Here is a 24,609-nt window from a genome sequence, read left to right as displayed (position 1 = left end):
GTTCGCTAACACACATGGTTTTTCGTGTCATGCGCCGCAAGTCGGGCATGGCCATCGTAGCAACCCGCCCGGATGCCAATCGGGTCCATCGGCGGGCCAGTACGACCATCACAGTGCAGATTGCTCATTGGAGGATATTGCCATGAACCGTTTCGACTTCACCCCCTATCGCCGCACCACCGTGGGCTTTGATCGCCTGTTCGACCTGCTCGAACGCCAGGCTCGCGCCAATGCCGGTGACAACTATCCCCCCTTCAACATCGAGCGCCGCGGCGAAGACAGCTACCGCATCACCCTCGCGGTTGCAGGCTTCAAGCCGGAAGAGCTCGACATCACCGCTCAGCAGAACCTGCTGGTGATCAAGGGAAGCAAGGCTGAACTGGAAGACAAGAACTTCCTCCACGTCGGCATCGCCAACCGCGGCTTCGAACGCCGCTTCGAACTGGCCGATTTTGTCCGCGTCGAAGCCGCCGATCTCGCCGATGGCCTGCTGACCATCGATCTCCTGCGCGAAGTGCCCGAAGCGATGAAGCCCAAGAAGGTCCTCATCGGTGGCCAGAAGGCGCTGTCCGTGGTGGATGGCGAAGCCAACGTCGCCTGATCGGCACACGGGATAGCAAACGACCGGGGGCGGGCCGCAAGGCTCGCCCCTTTTTGCTGCCAGTTGAACTACCTTTAATTGTTACTACAAAAAGTCCCGCTATCTTGATCACTCAAATACCTCGCTGAACGGAGGATGTGGGCATCATGACGGACCAGAAGTTCACCCAGGCCGATTGGGACGAAGTCTCAGACAATCCCGAATGGACAGAGGAGGACTTCCGCAACGCGCGTCCTTTTGCCGAAGTTTTTTCCCACCTTGCCGCCACCATCGGCAAGCGCGGGCCGCAGAAGAAGCCGACCAAGGTCAGCACCACGCTGCGTCTCTCGCCCGATGTCGTCGCGCATTTCCGCGCCACCGGCAAAGGCTGGCAGGCGCGGATCGATCAGGTGTTGAAGGACTGGGTCGCCTCGCACTGAGCGAGCGGACAGGACCTCACCAGGCCTCGGCGATATCCACCAGCGCCTCGCGGTCCAGCACGGTCACCCGCCCGGTCTTCAGCGCCACGATGCCGCTGTCGGCCCAGGCCGAAAGCTGGCGGTTGATCTGTTCGCGCGACATGCCGGCGAAGTTGCCCAGTTCGCCCTGGCTCAGCGCGATCTTCAGCCGCGCCTCGCCGCTCTCGGTCTCGCCGCCGCCCATCATCAGCCGCAGAAGGAAACGCGCGAGGCGCGGCCCGCTGGTATAGGCGCGGTCGGCCTCGATCACCGCGTTGTTCTGCCGCAGCCGGCGCGCCATCGCCTTCAGCAGGCGCATGGCCAAACCGCTGTAATCCTGCAGGATATCGTCAAACGCCTTGCGAGAAAGGCACAGCGTCTCCACCGGCTCGATCGCTTCCACCGTCGCCGTGCGCTCCCCGCCATCCAGGAACGCGATCTCGCCCAGCACATGGCCCGCCTCGGCATAATCGAGCACGATCTCGCGCCCGTTGGCCGAAACCATGCTCACCCGCGCCAGCCCCTTCATCACGATGTGCAGCGTGTCGCCGGGATCGCCCTGGGTCATCACCGCCTGGCCGGGCTTGAAGCTGCGCACCTGCGCGCGCGCCACGATGGCGGAAAGCTCTTCCGGCTCGCACTCCGTCAAAAGGCTGTGCGATGTCAGTGTCTCAGCCAGCTTCGCCGCGTCCATGCCAATCCCCCGCACCCTTACGCCCCGTAAGTTGAGACGGCCATAACAGGGGTTGAGACGCCTTGAGAAGCCCTGACGCGGTATTTAAACCAGTCGAGCCTGCTTTACCGCGGCTTCGATGAAGCCCTTGAACAGCGGGTGCGGATCGAACGGGCGGCTTTTCAGTTCGGGGTGGAACTGCACGCCGATGAACCAGGGATGGTCAGGCCGCTCCACGATCTCGGGCAGCAGCCCGTCGGGCGACATGCCGGAGAACACCAGCCCGCCCTGTTCCAGCCGTTCCTTGTACGCCACGTTCACTTCATAGCGATGGCGGTGGCGCTCGCTGATTTCGGTGCTGCCATAGACGCTGGCCACGCGGCTGTTGCCACCCAGCTTCGCGTCATAGGCGCCAAGGCGCATCGTGCCACCCAGGTCCCCGCCTTCCGACCGCTTTTCCAGGCCTTCCGCGGTCATCCATTCGGTGATGATGCCCACCACCGGCTCCTCGGTCGGGCCGAATTCGGTGGAGCTTGCCGCCGCGATCCCGGCAGTGTTCCGTGCGCCTTCGATGCAGGCCATCTGCATGCCCAGGCAGATGCCGAAGAATGGCACCTTGCGTTCACGGGCAAAGCGCACGCTGGCAATCTTGCCCTCGGTGCCGCGTTCGCCAAAGCCGCCGGGCACCAGGATGCCGTGCATGGGTTCAAGATAGGCCGCGATCTCGCTGTCGCCCTTCTCGAAGATCTCGGCGTCGATCCACTTGACGTTGACTTTCACCCGGTTGGCCATGCCACCGTGGGCCAGCGCCTCGTTCAGGCTCTTGTACGCATCCTGCAGGCCGACATACTTGCCCACCACGCCGATAGTCACTTCGCCTTCGGGGTTCTGGTAGCGGTCGACAATGTCGTCCCAGCGCGCCAGGTCCGGATCGGGCGCGGTCAGGCCGAAGTGGCGCAGCACTTCGTTGTCCAGCCCCTCGGCATGGTACTGCAGCGGCACGGCATAGATGCTCGATGCGTCCAGCGCCGGGATCACCGCCGATTTGCGCACGTTGCAGAACTGCGCGATCTTGGCGCGCTCGCCCTCGGGCAGCGGCTTTTCACAACGGCACAGCAGGATGTCGGGCTGGATGCCCAGGCCAGTCAGCTCGCGCACGCTGTGCTGGGTGGGCTTGGTCTTCAGCTCGCCCGCCGCCGCGATATAGGGCACCAGAGTCACGTGGACGAAGCAGGTCTGGTCGCGGTCCAGCTCGTTGTGCAGCTGGCGCAGCGCCTCGATGAACGGCAGGCCCTCGATGTCGCCCACCGTGCCGCCGATTTCGCACAGCACGAAGTCAAGGTCCTCGGTCTCCGCCTGCGCGAAGTCCTTGATCGCGTCGGTCACGTGCGGGATCACCTGCACTGTCGCGCCCAGGTAATCGCCCCGCCGCTCCTTGGCGATGATGTCGCGATAGATGCGGCCCGAGGTGATGTTGTCCGCCTGCCGGGCCGAAACGCCGGTGAAGCGCTCGTAGTGCCCCAGGTCGAGGTCCGTCTCGGCGCCGTCGTCGGTCACGAAGACCTCGCCGTGCTGATAGGGGCTCATCGTGCCCGGATCGACGTTCAGATAGGGGTCGAACTTGCGGATCCGCACGCGGAACCCGCGCGCCTGCAGCAGCGCCGCGAGGCTTGCCGCCATGAGTCCTTTGCCGAGCGAGGAGACCACGCCGCCGGTGATGAAAATGTACCGCGCCATGGGAGTCGGGCCTTAGCGTCAGAAGTTGCACACGCGCAAGCGGTTGCCGGTGAAATGAGCCCGGCAATCCACAGACGCAAACGGATAAACGCAAACAACACCGCCCCAACCCGCCGCGCCATGCGGCAGGCCAGGTCGGCATCTCGATGCGGAAAAGCGGTTACTTCTTCGCGGCACCCGCCAGCGGATCGGCCGGAGCCGCCGGAGCGGTCTGGGCCGGAGCAGCCGGCGCTGCGGCCGGAGCCTGCTGCTGCGCCAGCGGATCAGCGGGCGCCGCCGGAACCGTGCGATTCAGCGACGTGTCGATCTTGCTGGCGCTGGTGGTGCTGACGGCCAGGGCCGCCAGCGCGATCGACAGCACCACGAATGCCGTGGCGAGGATCGCCGTGGCGCGGGTCATGAAGTCCGCCGCGCCGCGCGCAGACATGAAGCCGGCAGGGCTGCCGCCCACGCCAAGGCCACCGCCTTCGGACTTCTGGATCAAAATCACGCCGACCAGTGCGGCTGCGACCAGCGCCTGCACGACGGTAAGGAAAATGAAGAGCGACATCGGTTCTCGCCTGAAACTGTTGCGCGCCATCTAGGGCCGCAAGGCCCCGCGCGCAACCCTGCCCTTGAAAGTGCCTCATACCGAGCTGCGTTCATACGGACTCACCCCTCCCCGGCGGGGAGGGGCAGCGAGACTTCCCCCGCATCAGCGGGGGTTAGTCGCAGCGGGGTGGGCACCTGCGCCAGCGGGGACGCTCGGCCTTGCGGCCTTGCTCCCCCACCCCCACCCCTCCCCGCCGGGGAGGGGCTTATGGACCCTATCAACGCAATTTGGTGTCAATCGTCCTGCTGCGGAGCCGCGGCCACGATCGGCAGGAACGCATCGGCGGTAAGGCTCGCGCCACCCACCAGCGCGCCGCCCACGCCCTCTGCCGCCAGCAGGTCCGCCGCGTTGCCGGCGTTCACCGAGCCGCCATAGAGGATGCGCACCTTCGCGCCCGCCTCGCCATAGGCTTCGGTCAGGCGCGCACGGATCGCGGCGTGCATCGCCACCACGTCCTCCACCGCCGCCACGCGGCCGGTGCCGATCGCCCATACGGGTTCATAGGCCACCGCCACCTTGCCCAGCGCCACGGCTTCCGCCGCCGCCTCGCCCAGCGGGATCGATCCATCGATCTGGCCCGAAACCACCGCCTCGGCCCGGCCGGCGTCGCGCTCGTCCAGCGTTTCACCCACGCAGACGATCACGCCCAGCCCTGCGGCCAGCGCCGCATCGGCCTTGGCGCGCACCAGCGCGTCACTCTCGCCATGGTCCTTGCGCCGCTCGCTGTGGCCCAGGATCACGAAGTCCGCGCCGATATCGGCCAGCATCGCGGCGGAAACGTCGCCCGTGTGCGCGCCCTTGGCCTCGGTGTGGCAATCCTGCCCACCCACGCCGATGCCGCTCACCGCCTCGCGCAGCAGGCCGATCAGCGGGAACGGCGGCGCCAGCGCGATCTGCACGTGCGGATGGCGCGCGGCCGCCCGGTCGATGGCGCGTGCCTCGGCCAGCATGGCGCGGCTGCCGTTCATCTTCCAGTTTCCGACGATGTAAGGTCGATGCGACATTGGCTTCGACGAGTCCCTCTGTTTGAACGAATCCCTGAATTCCAAGCGCCGCTATCAAACACTTGCCCGGATTGCAAAACGCTTGGACCGATTACTTGCGGACACCGCAACGTAACACCGCCCGCTTGAACGCGCTTGGCGGGGGAAGCGCGCCCCTCGCCCCATTGCGGGAAACGCGATTGGCTCCTAAGGCACGCGGCAATCCCTTTCCATTCCGGCACGGCCCTCATGCTCGATTTCATCCGCAAGCTTTCCAAATCCCGCTTCGGCGCTTTCATCGGCGTGGCCTTCGTCGTGCTGCTGGGCCTCGCCTTTGCCGGGGCGGATGTCACCGGCATGCGCTCGGGCTCGCTCTCCGGCACCGACAAGGCGGCCGTTGTCGGCAAGACCGCGATCTCCACCGCCGATGTTGAAAAGACGGTGAAGTCCGCGCTCGACAGCCAGCGCCAGCAGAACCCCACCCTCACCATGAAGGACCTGCTCGCACAGGGCGGGCTCGATCAGGTGCTTGATGGCCTGGTGGAACGTGCCGCGATGGATGAATGGGGCCGCAAATACGGCTTCGGCGTGTCAAAGCGTCTGGTCGACAGTGAAATCGCCAAGATCGATGCGTTCCAGGGCCCCGATGGCAAGTTCAGCCAGGCCGCCTACCAGGCACTGCTCACCCAGCGCGGGTTGACCGACGCGCTGGTGCGCGATGACCTCGGCAAGGGGCTGATGGCGCGCCAGGTGCTCGTGCCCGCCAGCTTCGGCGCCAAGATGCCGCAGGGCGTGGCGCTGCGCTATGCCGCCATGCTCAAGGAAAAGCGCGTCGGGCAGATCCTGTTCATCCCCTCTGCCGCCTATGCGCCAAAGTCTGCGCCGTCGGATCAGCAGCTGGCTGCGTTCTACAAGGCGCACGAATCCGCCTACCTGCGCCCGGAACGCCGCACCGTGCGCTATGCCCTGCTCGATGCCGCCTCGGTGCCCAACGTGCCCGCGCCTTCGGATGCGGAGATCGCCACGCGCTACAAGCTCAACGCCGCCAGCTATGCCGCCAAGGAAACGCGCGACGTGACGCAGGTCGTCGTGCCGACCGAGGCTGCGGCAAAGGCGCTGATCGGGTCGGGCAAGCCGCTCGCCGCCGCCGCGCAGGCCGCCGGCCTTTCCACCAGCGCGCTCAAGGACCAGTCGCAGGACTCGTTTGCCGCGCAGACGTCAAAGGCCGTGGCGCAGGCCGCGTTTGCCGCCGCGCCGGGTTCCTTCGCCGTCCCCACCAAGGGGCCGCTCGGCTGGTTCGTGATCCATGTCGACAAGGTCACCAAGATCCCCGGCAAGACGCTGGAACAGGCCAAGCCCGCCATCGTCGCGGAAATCAGCGCCGAAAAGCGCCGCGCCGCGCTGACCGACCTGTCGGCCAAGGCCGAGGAGCAGTTCGAGAACGGCGTCAGCCTCGCCGATGTCGCCAAGTCGCTCAACCTCACGATCGCCACCACCGAGCCGCTGATCGCCAATGGCACCGTGTTCGGCAAGCCCGAAGCAAAGGCCCCCACCGCCGTGCTCGCGCTGGTGCAGGCCGCGTTCGGCATGGAGCGTGAAGGCCAGCCACAGGTGACGGAGCTGCCCGCCGCCGGCCCTGACGCCGGCAAGGTGGCGCTGTTTGACGTAGGCCAGATCGTGCCGGCCGCCGCCGCCCCGCTGGCCGAGATCAAGGACCAGGTCACCCGCGACTATGCGCTGGACCAGGGTTCGGCCGGTGCCCGCGCCGCTGCTGACAAGGTGCTGGCCTCCACCGCGAAGAAGACCCCGCTCGCCGATGCGGTCAAGGCCGCAGGCGTCATCGGCCCGCAGGTGCAGCCCATCACCATGACGCGCGAACAACTCAGCGCCATGCAGCCGCGCATCCCCGCCCCGCTGGCGCTGATGTTCGCCATGGCCAAGGGCACCACCAAGCGTCTCGAAGCGCCGAACAAGGCCGGCTGGCTGGTCGTCTCGCTGCAGGACGTGGTGCCGGGCGTGATCCCCGCCAACGATCCTGTCGTGGCGCAGGCCGCGCGGGAACTGTCGCAGGCCGTCGCCCGTGAATACAGCGACCAGCTGCGCGCGGCGATGAAGGCGGAAATCGGCGTGAAGACCTATCCCGCCGCCGTCGCCACCATGCGCAAGCAGCTTACCGGCCAGTAACGGGGGCCAGTAGCATGGTCGATACCTTGACGGCGGTCGCTCCGGAAAACCGGGATCAGGCGCTTGAAGCGCTGCGTGCGGGCAAGCCTGCGCTCGTCTGGCGCCGCCTGATTGCCGATACCGAAACCCCGGTCGGCGCAGCGATGAAGCTGATGGAGCCGGGACGCGGCGATTTCCTGCTGGAATCCGTTCAGGGCGGCGAAGTGCGCGGGCGCTACAGCCTGCTCGGGCTCGATCCCGATCTGGTGTTCCGCGCGCAGGGCCATTCGGCCGAGGTCAACCGCATCTGGCGGCACGATCGCGCCAGCTTCGCCCCGCTTTCGGGCAATGCGCTCGATGAACTGCGCGCGCTGGTCAATGCCTGCCGCATCGATGTGCCCGCAGGGCTGCCGCCGGTGCTGGCCTGCCTCGTCGGCTATTTCGGCTACGAAACCATCGGCCTGGTGGAAAAGCTGCCCCGCGCGCCGGAAAGCGACCTGCAGCTGCCAGACATGCTGTTCGTGCGCCCCACCGTGGTGCTGGTGTTCGATCGGCTGAGCGACGAACTCGTTGCCGTCGCGCCGGTCTGGGCCGAAAGCGGCAATGCCGAACACGCGGTTGACGCGGCGGCAGACCGCATCGACGCCGCGCTCGCCCGCCTATCCGGCCCTGCGCCTGCCGATGTGCGGCTCGATGCGCCGGTCGACGTGGAGCGCACGGCGGTGATGGCGCCCGAGACCTATGGCGCGATGGTCGCCCGCGCGAAGGACTATATCGAGGCGGGAGACATCTTCCAGGTCGTGCTGGCGCAGCGCTTCACCGCGCCGTTCCCGCTGCCGGCCTCCGCGCTCTATCGTTCGCTGCGGCGGATCAACCCCTCGCCCTTCCTCTATTTCCTCGATCTGCCGGGCTTCGCGCTGGTCGGCTCGTCCCCTGAAATCCTCGTGCGCATCCGCGATGGCGAAGTCACCATCCGGCCTATCGCGGGCACCCGCCCCCGCGGAAAGACGCCGCAGGAAGACCTCGACCACGAACAGTCGCTGCTCGCCGATCCCAAGGAGCGCGCCGAGCACCTGATGCTGCTCGATCTCGGCCGCAACGATGTGGGCCGCGTGGCACGCGCGGGCACGGTCAAGGTCACCGAAAGCTACACCATCGAACGCTACAGCCACGTGATGCACATCGTGTCCAACGTGGTCGGCCAGCTCGATACCGCCCGGGCCGACAGCGTGGACGCCCTCTTCGCCGGCTTCCCCGCCGGCACCGTTTCCGGCGCGCCTAAGGTCCGCGCCTGCGAGATCATCGCCGAGCTCGAACCCGAAACCCGCGGTGCCTACGCCGGCGGCGTCGGCTACTTCGCCCCGGATGGCTCGGTCGACAGCTGCATCGTCCTGCGCACCGGCGTCCTCAAGGACGGCGTCCTCCACGTGCAAGCCGGCGCCGGCATCGTCGCCGACAGCGACCCGGCCAGCGAACAGCGCGAATGCGAACACAAGAGCGGGGCGTTGTTTGCGGCGGCGCGGGAAGCGGTGCGCGTGGCGAGCGAACCGAGGTTCGGGCAGTGAGGTAGCATGTCTGACCAGAGCGTGACCTTCACAACCTATCCGGACTTCAAGGACTGGCTCTCCGCCTATTGGCTGACAGTTCGTCATCGTTGGCTGTGGAAGCGAATCTGCATCGCGTTTGTGTTTGTCTGGACTGCGTACTTTGCTCTTGTGGCTGGGATCGACATTGCGAACGCGGGCTGGCACCCTCAGTGGCTAGCAAGCTGGCTTCGGATGTCTGCGGTCTACTCGTTGACCGTTTCCGCTGTCCTCATTTTGATAACGATCGCGGCAACACCAAGGCGTGTTCGCAAGGCCGTCGAGGATACGAAACGCCTTGCACCGCAGACTGACTATGAGGCCGATCAAAGCGGAATTCGGAGCCGCAATGCCATCAGCACCAGCTCCGTCAATTGGTCACAATTCGAGCGCTGGCTGGAGAACGGACAAGTCTTCGTGCTGATGCTTACGAGAGCGAATTACTTCATCGTCCGCAAGGCTGACCTCGATAGTAGCACTCTGGAATCCCTGCGCTCACTTCTCGTTGCCGCAAACGTACCAAGTCGCTAGGCCGCGCCCATGATCCTCGTCATCGATAACTACGACAGCTTCACCTGGAACCTCGTCCACTATCTGATGGAGATGGGCGCGGAGGTCGAAGTGGTGCGCAACGATGCGCTCACCGCCGCACAGGCGCTGGAGACGGGCGCGCAGGGGTTCCTGCTGTCGCCGGGGCCCTGCACGCCGAACGAGGCGGGGATCAGCCTCGATCTCGTCGCCGCATGCGCCGATGCAGGCAAGCCGCTGCTCGGCGTGTGCCTCGGCCACCAGTCGATCGGCCAGCACTTCGGTGGCAAGGTCGTGCGCGGGGGGCTGATGCATGGCAAGACCAGCCCGGTCACGCATGATGGCACCGGCGTGTTCGAAGGGCTGCCCAGCCCCTTCATCGCCACGCGCTATCACTCGCTGATCGTCACCGACATTCCCGATTGCCTGGTGGTCAACGCCCGGTCTGACGATACCCACGTCATGGGCTTCCGCCATGCCTCGCTGCCGATCCACGGCGTGCAGTTCCACCCGGAATCCATCGCCACCGAACACGGCCACGCGATGATCGCCAATTTCCTGAAGGTCTGCGGGATCAACGCGGTCCAGCCGGCATGACCCGCCTGCCCCCGGTCACGCAGACCCCGCTGGAAGAGGACGAGGCGGAGGCCGCCTTCGCCGCATTGTTCGATGGCGGCGTGGCCGACGAGGACATCGCCCGCTTCCTTTCCGATCTGTCTGACCGGGGCGAGACCGCCAGCGAGATCGCCGGCGCGGCCCGCGCCATGCGCGCGCGGATGATCCCGGTCCAAGCGCCGGAGGGCGCCATCGACGTCTGCGGCACCGGCGGTGACGGGCACCACACGCTCAACGTTTCCACCGCGGTCAGCCTCGTCGTCGCGGCCTGCGGCGTGCCCGTGGCCAAGCACGGCAACCGCGCCGCCAGCAGCAAGGCCGGCGCGGCCGACACGCTCGAGGCGCTCGGCCTCAATCTCGACCGCGCCACCGAAACCGCCGAGATGACGCTGGGCGATCTTGGCATCGGCTTCCTCTTCGCGGCGAAGTACCACCCCGCGCTGGGCCGGCTCATGCCCCTACGCAAGGCGCTGGGCCGCCGCACCATTCTCAACCTGCTCGGCCCGCTGGCCAATCCGGCGCAGGTCACCCGCCAGCTCGTCGGCATCGCCCGGCCGGGTTATGTGCCGCTCTATGCCGAAGCGATCCGCCGCCTCGGCACGCAGCACAGCCTTGTCGTTTCGGGCGACGAGGGGCTCGACGAACTGAGCCTCGCCGGCGGCAACGAACTGGCCGAAGTGAAGGACGGCCGCGTCCTGATGCGCCGCGCCCGGCCCGAAGACGCGGGCCTGCCCCCCGCCCCCATCGACGCCATCCGTGGCGGCGATCCGGCGCACAACGCCAAGGCCCTGCGCGATCTGCTGTTGGGCGAACCCGGCCCCTACCGCGACGCCGTCCTCTTCAACGCCGCCGCCGCCCTGATCGTCGCGGGCGAAGTGGCAAGCTGGCACGAAGGCGTGGAAGAAGCCGCCGAGGCGCTCGACAAGGGCCTCGCCAACGCCCTCCTCAACTGCTGGATCGCCGCGCTGAAGTAGGGGTTGGAAGGGTTTCGCGCAAAGACGCAAAGACGCAAAGATGTCGCGCCGCAGGCCCCCAAACGTCCAACCTCACAGGCAAGAAGAAGCATCACCTCCAAGAGCCAACCTCTTGGCGTCTTCGCGTCTTCGCGCGAAAACCCCTTCTTCTTCTCCGCGCCCTCCTTTCCCTCTGCGGTCTCTGCGAGAAACCATCACCACCTCCCTCTCGACAAACCGCCCCCCGCGCGCCATTGCGCGTCCTGCCATGACCGACAAGCTCACCGAAATCTGCGACACCAAGCGCAGCGAAGTCGCCGCGCGCAAGGCCGCCACCGGCCTGTCCACGCTTGCCGCCCGCGCCAGTGAGCAGACTGCGCCGCGCGGGTTCGAGGCCGCGCTGCGCGCCCGCGCCGCCACCGGCTATGCCCTGATTGCCGAGATCAAGAAGGCCAGCCCGTCCAAGGGCCTGATCCGCCCCGATTTCCAGCCCGCAGACCACGCCCGCGCCTATCAGGCCGGGGGCGCCGCCTGCCTCTCCGTGCTTACCGACGCGCCCTATTTCCAGGGGCACGAGGACTACCTCGTCGCCGCGCGCGCCGCCTGCACCCTGCCGGTCATCCGCAAGGACTTCATGATCGATCCCTGGCAGTGCGCCGAAGCGCGCGCCATCGGCGCCGACGCCATCCTGATCATTGTCGCCGCGCTGGATGACGCGCAGATGGCCGAGATCGAGGCCGCCGCCCGCGAACAGGGCATGGACGTGCTGGTCGAAGTCCATGATGAGGCCGAAATGGAACGCGCCGCGCGCCTGCAATCGCGCCTGATCGGGGTGAACAACCGTGACCTGAAGCGCTTCGTCACAGACCTCGCCAACACCGAACGCCTCGCCCCGCTCGCCCCCGAAGGCACGCTGCTGGTGGCCGAAAGCGGCATCAACACCCACGCAGACATCCTGCGGCTGGAACGCTGCGGCGCCCGCACCTTCCTCGTCGGTGAAAGCCTCATGCGCCAGGCCGATGTCACCGCCGCAACCAGGGCCCTTCTGGAGGGTTGACCCCCTTCAGGCCGCCGCGCGGCTGGCCGAACGCCGCCCCGGCAGCGCCGCCAACGCATCCTTCACCAATCCGTGCAGCGGTGGCTCGATCCACCGCGCCACCACCCACGCCGCCACCACCGCCACGCCCAGGCTCGCGGCGATCGCCACGGCATCGCCAAAGCCCGCCTTGCGCAGCAGCACCAGCACCGGCCCGCCGGTGTGCATGTGGATCAGGTAGAGCGGATAGGTCATCATCCCGCACATCCGCAGCGCGGCGGCCTGCTTTCCCACGAACCTGGCAATCGCCTCCTTGGCGCGGAACGACAGCACCAAAGCCACGCACACCGCCAGCCATGCCAAGAAGGGGACGATCCAGCGCGCCTGCAATACGGGGAAGCCTTCAAGCTCCCATCCCGCTGCGGTCCTGATCTGCAGCGCCGCCGCCGCCACGCAGATGCCACCCAGCAGGCCATGGCGATAATGGAAACCATCGGCGTCCCCCTTGGCCACGATCATGCCAAGCGCGAAGAAGCAGCCGTGCTGCACCAGCAGCAGCGCCATGATGCGCCCGTCCGGTATTGGAAGAAGCACATGCACAACCCAGTACGCCGCACTGGCCAGGCCCAGTGCCCAGGCCAGCTCTTCCAGCCGTTGCCCCTGCCCTGCCGCGATCAACAGCCAGATCACGCCATAGAACATCACCTCGATCGGCAGCGTCCAGAACTGGCCCATGATCCACGGACCAAAGGGGAAGAAGGTCAGCGTCCTCGCATAGGCGGAAAGAGCCGGCCGATCCCACATCTCGTCGGTCACCAGCGGCACGATCAGCGCCAGCGTCGCACAGATCGCCAGCGCGGGCCAGAGCCGGGCAAATCGCCGTTCGGCAAAGCTGCGTGCCGAAACTCCGGTGGAGGAATAGGCGATCACCGCCCCCGATATCACGAAAAACACCTGCACGCCGATCCAGCCAAACCAGGTTGCGCCGGTCCATGGCGGGTTCATCGCCGCCTTGCCGCTTGCAATCAGCAGGGTGTTGTCACCCATGGCCAACGCCTTGAACGCCAGGTGGTAGAGCATGACCATCGCTGCCGCCGCCATGCGAAGCAGGTCCAGGCCGTGGATCGGAATGCGCTTTGGCATGTCATCTCTCTGCAACGAATGTTGCGTCGCAGCATACCGATCCACCTAACTATAAGCAGGTCACATTGCTCCATTTCACGAGCAGTCACCTTACCACTTAGGTTATACGCATGATAAGGCAGGGTAAAATCCCTGAAATTCCCCTCCGAACTGGAGCAGCTCTAGCGTCCAAACAGCTCCGGTCTTCGCAGTTGCAGCGCCTGCGCCAGCACCAGCGTCTTTGCATCGGTCAGCTCGCCCGCCATGGCCATTGCGCGCAGCGCGTCGAGTTGCACCTCATGCACGGTGATGTGTTCGAACTCGCCCTCCGCGCCGCCACCTGCGCCCACGCGGTCCGCCGATTCGTATTCCGCCAGGAACAGCGCCACGCGCTCGGTGGAGACCGGCGGGATCGGCCAGATGTTGGCCACCGGTTCCAGCGTGCCCAGCCGCAGCCCGCCTTCCTCCAGCGCTTCCTCGCGGATGCGGTCCTCGGGGGCCACGCCGTCCAGCCCGCCTGCGATGGCTTCCAGCAGCGGCGCCTCTCCCGCCGCCAGCACCGCCGCGCGCGGCTGGCTCACCAGCAGGCACACCCTCCGCACCGGGTCAAAGGGCAGCACCGCCACCGCCTGCCCGTTGTCGAGCAGGTGCCGTTCCACCACCACGCCATCGGGCAACCGCACCTCCAGCCGCCAAAACCGGTACCACCCGTCATAAACCAGCTTTCGCGCCACGATCTCGGCCATCAAGAAGTCCCCCCACCGGCCACTTGCCCCCATGTCATCCTGGTCCTGTCGCAGGATGGGGGGAAGCATGGCGCGGCTTGCAAGGCCTGCCTGCTAGCGAAGCTTGGATGGGGGTGAAAGCGCCGCCAACGTCCTTTTATCGACCCGCGTCGATCAAGCCCTGCACCTGCCGGTAGAACGCCTCGCGCGCTTCGGGCTCTGGCCCCTTGCTGGCGCGGGTCCAGTCGGCGTTGCTGGCGATCACCAGCCGCCGCCTGGCATCGATGAAGATGCCCTGGCCAAAGATGCCCTGCGCCGCCACCGATCCGTCGTCATAGGTCCACCATTGGAAGCCATAGCCCTTGCCCGGTCCTTTGTCTGAACCTTGGCCGATGTCCTTCTGCTTCACCGTGGCCTGCCCGAACCAGTCCTCGGGCACGATCTGCCGCCCGTCGCGCGCCTTGCCATTGGCCAGCACGAACAGGCCGAACCGCGCATAGTCGCGCGTTGCCGCCTGCAGGCAGCAACCGCCTATCTCGTGCCCGGTCTTGCTCAGCAGCCATGTGGCGGGCGCTTCCATCCCTGCGGGCTGCCAGATCTTTTCCTGCAGGTACGCGCTCAGCGTCTTGCCCGTGGCCGATGACACCAGCACGCCGATCAGGTTGGTCTCGCCGGTGTTGTAATGCCACACCGCGCCCGGCGGGTGCGCGCGCGGCAGCTTGCGCATATAGCTCACGGTCGCGTCCATGCCCGGCTCGGGCTCGGCATTGTTGAACCGCGCCACGTCGGCGTTCGGGTCTTCATAGTCCTCGTTCCACTTCACGCCCGAACTCATCGTCAGCAGCTGCCGCACGCTCACGTCGTCATAGGCGCTGCCCTTCAGGCCGGGGATATACTGGCTGACCTTGTCCTCAAGGCTGTGGATCTTCCCATCCCTGATCGCCGCACCCACCAGCGTGGAGGTGAACGACTTGGCCACCGAAAAGCTGGTCCAACGCCCCTTGGCGTCAAAGCCCAGGCCATAGCGTTCGAACCGCACCTTGCCATCCTGCACCACCAGCAGCCCGGCCGTGCGCTGGCCTGCCATGTAGTTTTCCACGCCGGGGATGGTCAGCGGCCTGCCCTGGGGAAGCAGCAGCGGCTGGGCCGCCGGTTCTATCATGCGCGTTTTCGCCAGCACCGGCAGCCGGTCCATCGCCCGGAACGCGGCGTCGCGCTGGCTGATTGACCATGACAGAACGTCGCGATCCGTCGGCATCGCCAGCAGCAGCCCGCGCGTCTCCTTGTCCTGGGTACAGAACCACCCGGTCCCCGCAAGGGCGAGCGCTCCCAAAACACCCAGAACGATTGACCGCTTCCGCATCCGCTCTCTCCTTTTCCCCACCCTAACCGTTCGCGTCGAGCGAAGTCGAGACGCAGGAATCCAGGTTGACACGAAAGGCGCCGATAACAGACACAGCTGTCATTTATTCCGGCTGCGCAAATTCCCGCTGTCCTACACGCAGCCAATCTGGCACAAGCGCAACCCCATGCATTTCCGCGCTTCGCTCCACCCTACCCCCCTTTCGGAAAGCCTTCCTGAAGGCCCTCCGGCGACCGGCCACCACTTGCGCCAAACCCCGTCAACCGTGTCAACCTCGACCGCAAAACAGGCCCGCAAATGAAAACGCTCACCCACCTCGACGATTCGGGAAAGGCGCGCATGGTCGATGTTGGCGGCAAGGCGGAAACGCACCGCGTCGCCATCGCGCAGGGCCATATCCGCATGGGTCCGCAGGCGCTCGCCGCCATCCGCGATGGTGGCGTGCCGAAGGGCGATGTGCTCGCCGCCGCCCGCATCGCCGGGATCATGGCCGCCAAGAAGACCGGGGACCTGATCCCGCTGTGCCACCCGCTCGCGCTCGATGCGGTGACGGTGGACTTCGCCTTTACTGAAACCGGGCTGTCCTGCACCGCCAGCGCCTCGCTCACCGGGCGCACCGGGGTGGAGATGGAAGCGCTCACCGCCGTCTCGCTGGCGCTGCTGACGGTCTATGACATGGCCAAGGCGATCGACAAGGGCATGGTGATCGAAGCCGTCCGCCTGATCGAAAAGCGGGGCGGCAAGTCCGGCACGTGGAAGGCGGCAGCGGAATGACCGGGGTGACGTCCCCGCCGCTCAGCCTTGAAGAAGCGCAGCGGCGGCTGATGTGGCTGGCTCCGCAACTGCCGGTGGAACACCGCGCCACGGCGGAATGCGCCGGGTTCTATCTCGCCCACCCCATCTCCGCCCACCGCGCCCAGCCCGCCGCCCCGCTTTCGGCGATGGACGGATATGCCCTGCGCGCAGCCGACCTGCCCGGCCCATGGACGGTTGTGGGAGAAAGCGCGGCGGGCCATCCCTTCGCCGGCACGGTAGAGGCCGGGCAGGCAGTGCGCATCTCAACCGGTGCGATCCTGCCCGCCGGGGCGGACATGGTGCTGCTGCAGGAAGATGCTGGCCGGCAGCATGACACCGTCACCCTCACCGGCACCCCGCCCGATCCCACCGGCCGCCACATCCGGCCTGCCGGGATGGACTTTGCCGATGGCGCGCCGCTGCTGCCCGCAGGCCTCCGGCTCGGCGCGGCGCAGATCGCGCTGGCCATTGCCGGCGGCCACCAGTACCTGCGTGTCCGCCGCCCGGTGAACCTGACCGTGATCGACAGTGGCGATGAACTGGGGCGGCCCGGCCAGCCACTGGCCCCGCACCAGATCCCTGCCAGCAACGGCCCCATGCTGGCCGCAATGGCCGCCACGATGCCGGTCAAGATCACCCGCATCGGCCCCGTGCCCGATGACCTGCCAAGCCTTGCCACCGCGCTGGAGGCCGCACACGGCGCAGACATCGTCGTCACCAGCGGCGGCGCATCGGTGGGCGATCACGATCTTGTCCGCCCGGCGCTCGAAGCGGCAGGGGCCACGATCGATTTCTGGCGCGTGGCGATCAAGCCCGGCAAGCCGCTGCTGGTTGCCCGGCGCAACCGGCCCAACAATGCCACGCAGGTCATCCTCGGCCTGCCCGGCAATCCTGCCTCGGCCTTCGTCACCGGATTTCTCTTCCTGCTGCCCCTGCTGCGCGCCGCGCTGGGCGCGGAAAGCCCCCTGCCCCGCACGATCCCGGCCCGCCTTGCGCATGGCATGCCCGCCGGCGGCAGCCGTACCGAGTTCCTGCGCGCCCACTGGGACGGGGCATCCGTGTCGCTCGATCCGCTCCAGGATTCGGGTGCGCTTTCGCCGTTGGCGCGGGCCAATGCGCTGGTGGTGCGTGCCGCCCGCGCCCCTGCGGTTCCGGCGGGAACGGATGTTCCGGTCTATCTGCTCGAAACCGGCGGAATTGCTTGACGGGTTCGTTTTGGTTTACTATTCGTTCCGCATTCGTTCACTGCGGGAGATGCGCCGATGCTGACGCGCAAGCAACACGAGTTGCTCACCTTCATCCAGACCCGGCTCGAAGAGTCGGGCATTTCACCCTCGTTCGAGGAGATGAAGGAGGCGCTGGATCTCAAGTCGAAGTCCGGCGTGCACCGCCTGATCTCGGCGCTTGAGGAGCGCGGCTTCATCCGCCGCCTGCCCAACCGCGCCCGTGCGCTCGAAGTGATCCGCGAGCCGGACACCGCTACGACCAAGACTGCGGCGCGCGCCGCCGCAGCCGCGACCAGCAACACCGTCGCCCCGCTGCGCCCTGCCGCCCGTGCGCCCGAACCGGCGAACGACGTGATCGAGCTGCCGCTGCACGGCCGCATCGCCGCCGGTGCGCCGATCGAGGCGCTTGAGGGCACCTCCACCCTGCCCGTCCCCGCCGCGCTGCTCGGCGCGGGCGAGCACTATGCGCTGGAAGTCTCGGGCGATTCCATGATCGAGGCCGGCATCCTCGATGGCGACTTCGCACTGGTGCGCCGCACCGAGACCGCCCGCGACGGCGAGATTGTGGTCGCGCTGGTCCGCGGCGAGGAAGCGACGCTGAAGTACCTGCGCCACGAAAAGGGCATGGTCCGCCTAGACCCTGCCAACGCCGCCTATGACCCGCAGTACTATCAGCCCAGCGAAGTGCAGGTGCAGGGCAAGCTCGCCGGCCTGCTCCGCCGCTACCACTGATCCGGAAGGGGCGCTGCCGCTGGCGGCGTCCCGTTCGGCTGCCTGGCTTGCGCTTAAGGCGTAACCGCAGGACGGGGCGGATAGACCGGGCGCTCCGGGATGCGAAACCAGCCGTGATTGCCCTGGGTCTCGGCCACGGTGCGGATCTTGCCGGTGGTGAGGTCCAGGGTCATGCCGCCGGTGCGGTCGAGCAGGGCGCGGTCGGCCTTGAGCAGGCGGGGACGGCAAGCCATGGGCAGGCGGCGGTCGGCCACGACGATGTCGGCGCGTTCGCAGGCGGCGGCGAGTTCCAGGGTGTCGATGCGGTCCTTCCCGCGCGCCATCAGCAGCACGAAGGCGCGGCCGTTCCGGGTGAGCATCAGGCTGCAGAAGTCGCGGTTGCAGCGGGCGCCGGGCCAGCTTTCGAGGGTCACCGCTTCTCCGCGCATCCCGGCGCTTTCGAGCAGGTTGTCACGGGCAAAATCGGCCTTGGCGTCGCGGAGCATGAGCAGGTTCGGCGCTTCATTGGCGATGCCCACGTGGTGGCCATCGCCCGAGATCAGCACATCGGGCGCGCGGGCCAGCAGGGTGGCCAGTGTCGCCAGAGCAAACGGGGCCAAGGCCCAGAGCCGCACGCGCCCGCTCCACAGCGCCAGCCAGAGCAGGCCGCCGAGGAACAGGCCGAAGACCGCGAAGGACATCGTGGGCATCATCGTGACCGCGCCCGGCAGGCCGGCGGTGAAGTGGGCGAGCGCGAGCAGCAGATCGAGCGACTTGCCCGCGAGCCACCACGCCGGCGCGCCGAGGCCCGCGCCATCCAGCAGCAGCGCCAGCGCGATCAGGGGCATCGTGCCGAAGGTGGTGAGCGGGATGGCGACGACGTTGGCCGCCGCGCCATACAGCCCGGCCCGGTGGAAGTGGAACAGGGCGATGGGCGTGAGCGCCAGTTCGATGACCACGCCCGTGGCCAGCAGCATGGCGAGGTGGCGGCCCGCGCCTGCCAGCCAGCCCTCGTCCCGTCGGGCGAACCACCGCTGCGCCGGGGCCGAGGCGTGGAAGGCGATGATGGCGATGACCGAGGCGAAGCTCATCTGGAAGCTGGGGCCGACCACCGCCTCTGGCCAGAGCAGCATCACGAACACCGCCGCCACCGCCAGCAGCCGCAGCGACAGCGGATCGCGGCCCAAGGCAAGCGCGGTGAGCACGAGCAGCGCACCGACCACCGAGCGCACGGTCGGCACTTCGGCCCCGGTCACCAGCGTGTAGGCCACACCAGCCAGCGCACCGGCCAGCGCGGCGACCAGTGGCAGGCGCAGGCGGAGCACGATCCACGGGAACAGGCCAAGCAGGCGCAGGGCGATGAAATAGACCGCCGCGATCACCGCGCTGACATGCAGGCCGCTGATCGACAGGAGATGGGTGAGGCCGGCATCGCGCATCGCGTCCTCATCAGCCTGGGCGATGGCGCCGCGATCGCCGCTGGCAAGTGCGGCGGCGATGGCGCCGGGCGAGCCGGACAGGCGGGCGCGGACATGATCGGCCAGCGCCTGCTGCACCGCGCGCAGCGAGCCGGCGCCCTGCGCAGGCGTGGCCACCTGCACCGGACCGAGCGCGGCACCGGTGGCGGAAAGCCCCTGAAACCAGGCGGCGCGGGCGAAGTCATAACCGCCGGGGAGCATCGGCGGTGCGGGCGGCATCAGGCGGGCGCGCATGCGGACCACCGCGCCTTCGACCGCGCCGGGCGCGTCATCGGCGAGCGGCACGTTGACGCGCAGGCGCATGGGCGCTTCGGCGCCTTCCACCCGGGCGACGAGGACGAGGCGCACGCGGTTGTCGGCGGCTTCGTCCTGCCGGTCGATCACGCGGCCTTCCAGCCACGCGACCTGCGGGCGGGCAATGCCGGGGACGCCGACGAGCGAGGACTTGGCCCAGACGGTGACGCAACCCGCCGCCGCCATCAGCGCCGTGGACAGAATAGCCAGCCGCAGGTGCCCAAGATCGCGGTCCAGTTCACCGGTCTGGTCCACCAGCACGCCGGCGATTGCCGCCGCACCGCACAAGGCGAGGAACATGGCCCATTGCCAGGGGCCCGGCAGCACGAACCATGCCGCAATTCCAAGGCCGAAGGCGACTGCGAGCCATGGCCCCCGTTCAAAAGGACGGTTGGCGAGGAATTGCTCGATGGTGCAGTGCACCCTTGCCAAGCGGCGCAAACTGTCCCAAGGCCGCGCCGAGCGGCCCGCAGGAACGCCTGGGGGACTGCCGGAGGCAGGGGCATCCTGGGCAACGGGAGCTTCGTGCGCCATGCGTCGCATAGGAAGGAATACGTAGGGGATGGCAAGCGCCACTGGTACCGTTTCTGCGAGATCGGACGCCGGAAAGCGCGTCGTCACCCGCTTTGCCCCTTCCCCCACCGGCTACCTGCACATCGGCGGCGCACGCACCGCGCTGTTCAACTGGCTGTTCGCACGGCACCACGGCGGCACCTATCTTCTGCGCATCGAGGATACCGACCGTGCGCGCAGCACCGATGCCGCAATCGAGGCGATCTTCGACGGGCTGGAATGGCTGGGCCTGGGCGGTGACGAGCCGGCGGTGTTCCAGTTTGCCCGCAGCGACCGCCATGCCGAAGTGGCGCACAAGATGCTCGACGCCGGGCACGCCTATCGCTGTTACCTGACGCAGGAAGAACTGGCGGCGATGCGCGAGAAGGCGCAAGCCGAGCGCCGCCCCTTCCGCATCGAGAGCCCGTGGCGCGATGCCGGGCCGGACAGCTGGCCGGCGGACAAGCCCTATGTCGTGCGGGTGAAGGCTCCGCGCGAGGGCGAAACCTCGATCCCCGACCTGGTGCAGGGCACGATCACGGTGCAGAACGCCGAGATCGACGATTACGTGATCCTGCGCAGCGACGGCACGCCGACCTATATGCTGGCGGTGGTGGTGGACGACCACGACATGGGCGTGACCCACGTGATCCGCGGCGACGACCACATCAACAATGCGTTCCGCCAGATCGTGATCATCCGGGCGATGCATGCCATCGAGGGCGGCCAAGATGGCAAAGGATGGCCCGACCCGGAATATGGCCATATCCCGCTGATCCACGGCGCGGACGGGGCCAAGCTTTCCAAGCGGCACGGCGCGCTGGGCGTGGACGCCTATCGCGACGAGATGGGCCTGCTGCCCGAAGCGGTGTTCAACTACCTGCTCCGGCTTGGCTGGGGCCATGGCGACGAGGAAATCATCAGCCGCGAACAGGCGGTGGAATGGTTTGACATCGGCGATGTGAACAAGGGCGCATCGCGTTTCGACCTGAAGAAGCTGCTGAACCTGAACGGGCATTACATCCGCGAGGCCGACGATGCGCGGCTGGCCGCACTGGTGGCGCCGAAGCTGGCCGCGCTGGCCCCCGCCTTCAGCGCCGAGAGCGGATCGGCGCTGCTGGAACAGGCGATGCCGGTGCTGAAAGTGCGGGCGGCGGACGTCAACGAGCTTGCCAAGGGGGCAGCGTTCCTGTTCGCACAGCGACCGCTGACCCTGGAAGAAAAGGCGCAGGGGCTGCTGACCGACGAGGCGCGGGCCCTGCTGGGCAGAATTGCGGACCGGCTGGAAGGGGAATCCGGCTGGACAACCGAGGGACTTGAGGTAAATCTCAAGGCAATGGCCGAAGAGCTGGGGTTGGGACTGGGCAAGCTGGCCCAACCATTGCGCGCCAGCCTGACCGGACAGACTACCTCCCCCGGAATTTTCGACGTACTGACGCTGCTCGGCAAGGACGAGTCGCTGGCCCGGATCCGGGAACAGGCGGCCTGACGGGCGGCACATAGGCATTTGACGAACAACAGGAGGGCTTAGCGTGAGCGAAAACCAGGCAACCTTGAGCGCCGATGGCAAGACCATCGAGATGCCGGTGCGCAGCGGGACGATTGGCCCCGACGTGGTCGACATCCGCAAGCTGTATGGCCAGACCGGGCTGTTCACCTATGACCCCGGCTTCACCAGCACGGCGAGCTGCGACAGCGCGATCACCTATATCGATGGTGACGAAGGCGTGCTGCTGCACCGCGGCTATCCCATCGGCCAGCTGGCCGAGCACTCCAGCTTCATGGAAGTGTGCTACCTGCTGCTGAACGGCGAACTGCCGAGCGCGGACGAGCTGACCAAGTTCAACACCACGATCACGCGCCACACCATGGTGCACGAACAGCTGAGCAGCTTCTTCAGCGGTTTCCGCCGCGATGCGCACCCGATGGCGGTGATGTGCGGCGTGGTGGGCGCGCTTTCGGCGTTCTATCACGACAGCACCGATATCGCCGACGAGGAACAGCGGCGCATTTCGGCGCACCGCCTGATCGCCAAGATGCCGACGATCGCGGCGATGGCGTACAAGTATTCGGTGGGCCAGCCCTTCGTCTATCCGCGCAACGACCTGTCGTATGCCGGCAACTTCCTGCGCATGACCTTTGGCGTGCCGGCGGAAGAGTATGAAGTGATCCCCGCGGTCGAAAAGGCAATGGATCGCATCTTCATCCTGCATGCGGACCACGAACAGAACGCATCGACCAGCACGGTGCGCCTTGCCGGTTCTTCGGGCGCGAACCCGTTTGCATGCATCGCGGCGGGCATCGCCTGCCTGTGGGGCCCGGCGCACGGCGGCGCGAACGAAGCAGCGCTGAACATGCTGCGCGAGATCGGCACGCCCGACAAGATCCCGCACTACATCGAGCGCGCCAAGGACAAGAACGATCCGTTCCGTCTGATGGGCTTCGGCCACCGCGTGTACAAGAACTATGACCCGCGCGCGACGGTGATGCAGAAGACCGTGCGCGAGGTGTTCGACGCGCTGAAGGTCAACGATCCGCTGTTCGAGACCGCGCTGCGGCTGGAAGAGATCGCGCTGAACGATCCCTACTTCGTGGAAAAGAAGCTGTTCCCGAACGTGGACTTCTATTCGGGCATCATCCTTTCGGCGATCGGCTTCCCCACCACGATGTTCACCGTGCTGTTCGCCCTTGCCCGCACCGTGGGCTGGGTGGCGCAGTGGAACGAAATGATCAGCGATCCCGGCCAGAAGATCGGCCGACCGCGCCAGCTCTACACCGGCCCGACGCAGCGCGATTACATCCCGGTCGAACAGCGCTGAGCTGAAAGAACAAGGAGGCAGCGGCCATGACGATTTTCCTGCGGATCATCGGCGTGGCCGCTCTTCTTATGGGGCTGCTGTGGGTTGGCCAGGGAGCCGGCCTGATCATGTGGCCCGCATCGAGCTTCATGCTGGCGCAGAAGCAATGGATGCTGTGGGGAAGCCTGCTGGCGGCGCTGGGTGCGCTGCTGATCTGGCGATCGGGCCGCCGACGCGGCTGACCGGACTTGGAAATCAGCCCCTCAAGGCCATGCCGCCCTGGATATCGGCAGGCAGGCTGAGCACAAAGCAGGCCCCTTCGCCCGGCGTGCTGGCGACGTTGAGATCGCCGCCCATCGCGCGGGCCAGACGCCGCGAAATATAGAGCCCCAGCCCCGATCCGCCATCGCCGCTGCGGCCGAGCCGCTCGAACTTGTCAAACACGCGCTCGGCCTGTTCGAAGCTCAACCCCTCGCCTTCGTCCGCCACGGAAATCCATGCGGTGCCGCCTTCGGTGCCGCAGGCGAGCACGACGGTCGAGTTGCCGGGGGTGTAGCGGATGGCGTTGGTGAGCAGGTTGAGCAGGACCTGCAGCACGCGGCGGAATTCACCGATGGCAGGGGCATGGACGTCATCACCCGGCACCTTGACCGCAATGCCACGCTCCTGCGCGCGGACCGACAGGATGCCGGCGGCGCGGCGGGCGCAATCGGCAAGGTCGATCTGATCGGGCGCGGGCGAGAAATCAGGCGCTTCCACGGCTTCGAGATCGGCAAGGTCTTCCACCAGCCCGAGCAGGTGGCGCCCGGCCTCGGCAATGTCGGCCGCGTAGTTGGCGTATTCCTCTGCCAGGGGCCCCGCCAGCCGGGTGCGGATGGTTTCGGCATTGGCGATGATGCGGCTGACCGGCTGGCGCAGCGCGGGGGCGAGATCACGGCCGAGCAGGCTGTTCCACGCCGGCATCGCCTGTTCGATGCCAACGGGTTCGTGCGGCAGGCGTTCGATGCTTTCAGGGATCGCCAGCAGTTCGAACCCGGTGTTGCCCGGGCGCGGCAGGAAACGCGCGCGCCAGCGGCGGGGCGATCCGATCACGGTGAACAGGGCATCATCAAGCAGGCGCCAGTGCAGCGGCTGGGCGCGGCCAGGCCTTTCAGCCCCCTGTTCCAGCCGGACATATTCGGTCCACAGCTTGCGCGGGCCGGAAAGGCCGAGGCCGTGCTGGATCTGCTTGCCCAGCTGGGCGAGATCGGGGGCGCGCACGTGCCCGGCGAGCAGGCGCTGATCGGCATCGAGCAGGAAGTGACCTTCGGCCAGCTGGCGCAGCAGGTCTTCCGGGGCGCCGGCATCCTCGGCCCGATCCCCGGCGAGGCGCCAGTCGGACAGTTCGAGATCGACGCCATCCTGCTTAGGGGCGGCGGCGACCCAGACCGAAATGGGCTTGCCATCATCAATGGCGGTGATGCGGCGGGCGAGCGGCAGGTTGCTGACCCGCGCCTTGCGCACCAGCGCCAGCAGCGCCGGCACCGCGACGATCCCCGGCAACGCCCCGCCGCAGCGTTCCTGCAGCCCGGCCAGCGGCTCGTCGGCGCTGACCAGCCGGTCTGACGCATCACAGCGCGCGCGGATGGGGGTGCGGCCCGTCAT

Annotated in this window: 23 protein-coding genes; 14 read left to right on the top strand and 9 right to left on the bottom strand. The window is 67.2% G+C overall.

What is annotated here, in order from left to right:
• The first annotated feature begins 142 nt into the window (after window positions 1-142).
• Window positions 143-601, top strand: coding sequence for an Hsp20 family protein (locus POM99_RS12875; RefSeq protein ID WP_277278434.1), 459 nt, complete (start codon window positions 143-145; stop codon window positions 599-601).
• 146 nt (window positions 602-747) lie between these two features.
• On the top strand, window positions 748-1,020 hold the full coding sequence (locus tag POM99_RS12870; protein WP_277278432.1) for a BrnA antitoxin family protein: 273 nt from the start codon (window positions 748-750) through the stop codon (window positions 1,018-1,020).
• A 16-nt stretch (window positions 1,021-1,036) separates the two neighbouring features.
• Here POM99_RS12870 and POM99_RS12865 read toward each other — a convergent pair whose 3' ends face one another.
• The 4 genes from POM99_RS12865 to tpiA all read right to left on the bottom strand — a co-directional run bounded on the left by POM99_RS12865 (window position 1,037) and on the right by tpiA (window position 5,044).
• Window positions 1,037-1,732, bottom strand: coding sequence for a Crp/Fnr family transcriptional regulator (locus POM99_RS12865; protein ID WP_277278430.1), 696 nt, complete (start codon window positions 1,730-1,732; stop codon window positions 1,037-1,039).
• Between the two features lie 84 nt (window positions 1,733-1,816).
• Window positions 1,817-3,448 (bottom strand): CTP synthase, encoded by a 1,632-nt coding sequence (gene pyrG, locus POM99_RS12860; RefSeq protein WP_277278428.1) that lies wholly within the window; start codon window positions 3,446-3,448, stop codon window positions 1,817-1,819.
• Between the two features lie 160 nt (window positions 3,449-3,608).
• Entirely contained in the window at window positions 3,609-3,998 is a 390-nt protein-coding gene (secG, locus tag POM99_RS12855) for a preprotein translocase subunit SecG (protein ID WP_277278426.1), read from the bottom strand.
• A gap of 275 nt (window positions 3,999-4,273) precedes the next feature.
• On the bottom strand, window positions 4,274-5,044 hold the full coding sequence (tpiA, locus tag POM99_RS12850) for a triose-phosphate isomerase (RefSeq protein ID WP_277278424.1): 771 nt from the start codon (window positions 5,042-5,044) through the stop codon (window positions 4,274-4,276).
• Between the two features lie 228 nt (window positions 5,045-5,272).
• Here tpiA and POM99_RS12845 point away from each other — a divergent pair, with 228 nt between their 5' ends.
• From POM99_RS12845 to trpC, 6 genes are all read left to right on the top strand, one after another.
• Complete coding sequence (locus POM99_RS12845; RefSeq protein WP_277278422.1) at window positions 5,273-7,207, top strand: peptidylprolyl isomerase; 1,935 nt, start codon at window positions 5,273-5,275, stop codon at window positions 7,205-7,207.
• 14 nt (window positions 7,208-7,221) lie between these two features.
• On the top strand, window positions 7,222-8,751 hold the full coding sequence (trpE, locus tag POM99_RS12840; protein ID WP_277278420.1) for an anthranilate synthase component I: 1,530 nt from the start codon (window positions 7,222-7,224) through the stop codon (window positions 8,749-8,751).
• A 6-nt stretch (window positions 8,752-8,757) separates the two neighbouring features.
• Window positions 8,758-9,300 carry a YcxB family protein gene (locus POM99_RS12835; protein WP_277278418.1) on the top strand — a complete coding sequence of 181 codons (543 nt, stop codon included), beginning with the start codon at window positions 8,758-8,760 and terminating at the stop codon, window positions 9,298-9,300.
• A 9-nt stretch (window positions 9,301-9,309) separates the two neighbouring features.
• Window positions 9,310-9,894, top strand: coding sequence for an anthranilate synthase component II (locus POM99_RS12830; protein WP_277278416.1), 585 nt, complete (start codon window positions 9,310-9,312; stop codon window positions 9,892-9,894).
• Window positions 9,891-10,886: an anthranilate phosphoribosyltransferase gene (trpD, locus tag POM99_RS12825; protein WP_277278414.1), complete on the top strand. Its 996-nt coding sequence runs from the start codon at window positions 9,891-9,893 to the stop codon at window positions 10,884-10,886. The genes POM99_RS12830 and trpD overlap by 4 nt, the downstream gene beginning before the upstream one ends.
• Window positions 10,887-11,133: 247 nt before the next feature.
• A complete protein-coding gene (gene trpC / locus POM99_RS12820; protein WP_277278412.1) occupies window positions 11,134-11,922 on the top strand; it encodes an indole-3-glycerol phosphate synthase TrpC in 789 nt (262 codons plus the stop codon).
• A gap of 6 nt (window positions 11,923-11,928) precedes the next feature.
• On the opposite strand, the gene POM99_RS12815 is transcribed toward trpC, so the two are convergent.
• From POM99_RS12815 to POM99_RS12805, 3 genes are all read right to left on the bottom strand, one after another.
• The gene (locus POM99_RS12815) at window positions 11,929-13,044 is read right to left on the bottom strand and encodes an acyltransferase family protein (RefSeq protein WP_277278411.1); all 1,116 of its coding nucleotides are present in this window, start codon (window positions 13,042-13,044) and stop codon (window positions 11,929-11,931) included.
• Between the two features lie 161 nt (window positions 13,045-13,205).
• Window positions 13,206-13,838, bottom strand: coding sequence for an NUDIX hydrolase (locus POM99_RS12810; protein WP_277278409.1), 633 nt, complete (start codon window positions 13,836-13,838; stop codon window positions 13,206-13,208).
• Between the two features lie 67 nt (window positions 13,839-13,905).
• A complete protein-coding gene (locus POM99_RS12805) occupies window positions 13,906-15,111 on the bottom strand; it encodes a serine hydrolase domain-containing protein (RefSeq protein WP_277278407.1) in 1,206 nt (401 codons plus the stop codon).
• Between the two features lie 297 nt (window positions 15,112-15,408).
• Here POM99_RS12805 and moaC point away from each other — a divergent pair, with 297 nt between their 5' ends.
• From moaC to lexA, 3 genes are read left to right on the top strand one after another with little or no spacing between them, the layout of a single operon-like run.
• The gene (moaC, locus tag POM99_RS12800; RefSeq protein ID WP_277278405.1) at window positions 15,409-15,885 is read left to right on the top strand and encodes a cyclic pyranopterin monophosphate synthase MoaC; all 477 of its coding nucleotides are present in this window, start codon (window positions 15,409-15,411) and stop codon (window positions 15,883-15,885) included.
• Window positions 15,882-17,111, top strand: a complete 1,230-nt coding sequence (locus POM99_RS12795) for a molybdopterin molybdotransferase MoeA (protein WP_277278403.1) — start codon at window positions 15,882-15,884, stop codon at window positions 17,109-17,111. Before moaC ends, POM99_RS12795 begins: the two co-directional genes overlap by 4 nt.
• A 57-nt stretch (window positions 17,112-17,168) precedes the next feature.
• Window positions 17,169-17,864 carry a transcriptional repressor LexA gene (lexA, locus tag POM99_RS12790; RefSeq protein ID WP_277278401.1) on the top strand — a complete coding sequence of 232 codons (696 nt, stop codon included), beginning with the start codon at window positions 17,169-17,171 and terminating at the stop codon, window positions 17,862-17,864.
• A 53-nt stretch (window positions 17,865-17,917) separates the two neighbouring features.
• On the opposite strand, the gene POM99_RS12785 is transcribed toward lexA, so the two are convergent.
• Window positions 17,918-20,149, bottom strand: coding sequence for a ComEC/Rec2 family competence protein (locus POM99_RS12785; protein ID WP_277278399.1), 2,232 nt, complete (start codon window positions 20,147-20,149; stop codon window positions 17,918-17,920).
• Window positions 20,150-20,177: 28 nt separating this feature from the next.
• On the opposite strand from POM99_RS12785, the gene gltX reads away from it, so the two are divergent.
• Genes gltX through POM99_RS12770 form a run of 3 tightly spaced genes read left to right on the top strand, consistent with a single transcriptional unit; the run spans window position 20,178 to window position 23,207 of the window.
• Window positions 20,178-21,656: a glutamate--tRNA ligase gene (gltX, locus tag POM99_RS12780; RefSeq protein ID WP_277278397.1), complete on the top strand. Its 1,479-nt coding sequence runs from the start codon at window positions 20,178-20,180 to the stop codon at window positions 21,654-21,656.
• A gap of 43 nt (window positions 21,657-21,699) precedes the next feature.
• Window positions 21,700-22,986 carry a citrate synthase gene (locus POM99_RS12775; protein ID WP_277278395.1) on the top strand — a complete coding sequence of 429 codons (1,287 nt, stop codon included), beginning with the start codon at window positions 21,700-21,702 and terminating at the stop codon, window positions 22,984-22,986.
• 26 nt (window positions 22,987-23,012) lie between these two features.
• A complete protein-coding gene (locus POM99_RS12770) occupies window positions 23,013-23,207 on the top strand; it encodes a hypothetical protein (protein WP_277278393.1) in 195 nt (64 codons plus the stop codon).
• 13 nt (window positions 23,208-23,220) lie between these two features.
• On the opposite strand, the gene POM99_RS12765 is transcribed toward POM99_RS12770, so the two are convergent.
• Entirely contained in the window at window positions 23,221-24,609 is a 1,389-nt protein-coding gene (locus POM99_RS12765) for a sensor histidine kinase (protein ID WP_277278391.1), read from the bottom strand.

Origin of the sequence: Novosphingobium cyanobacteriorum, assembly GCF_029436685.1 — a bacterium.
GTDB lineage: Bacteria > Pseudomonadota > Alphaproteobacteria > Sphingomonadales > Sphingomonadaceae > Novosphingobium > Novosphingobium cyanobacteriorum.
The sequence above is the reverse complement of the archived record's forward strand: the minus strand, read 5'-3'. Positions and strand labels throughout refer to the sequence as shown.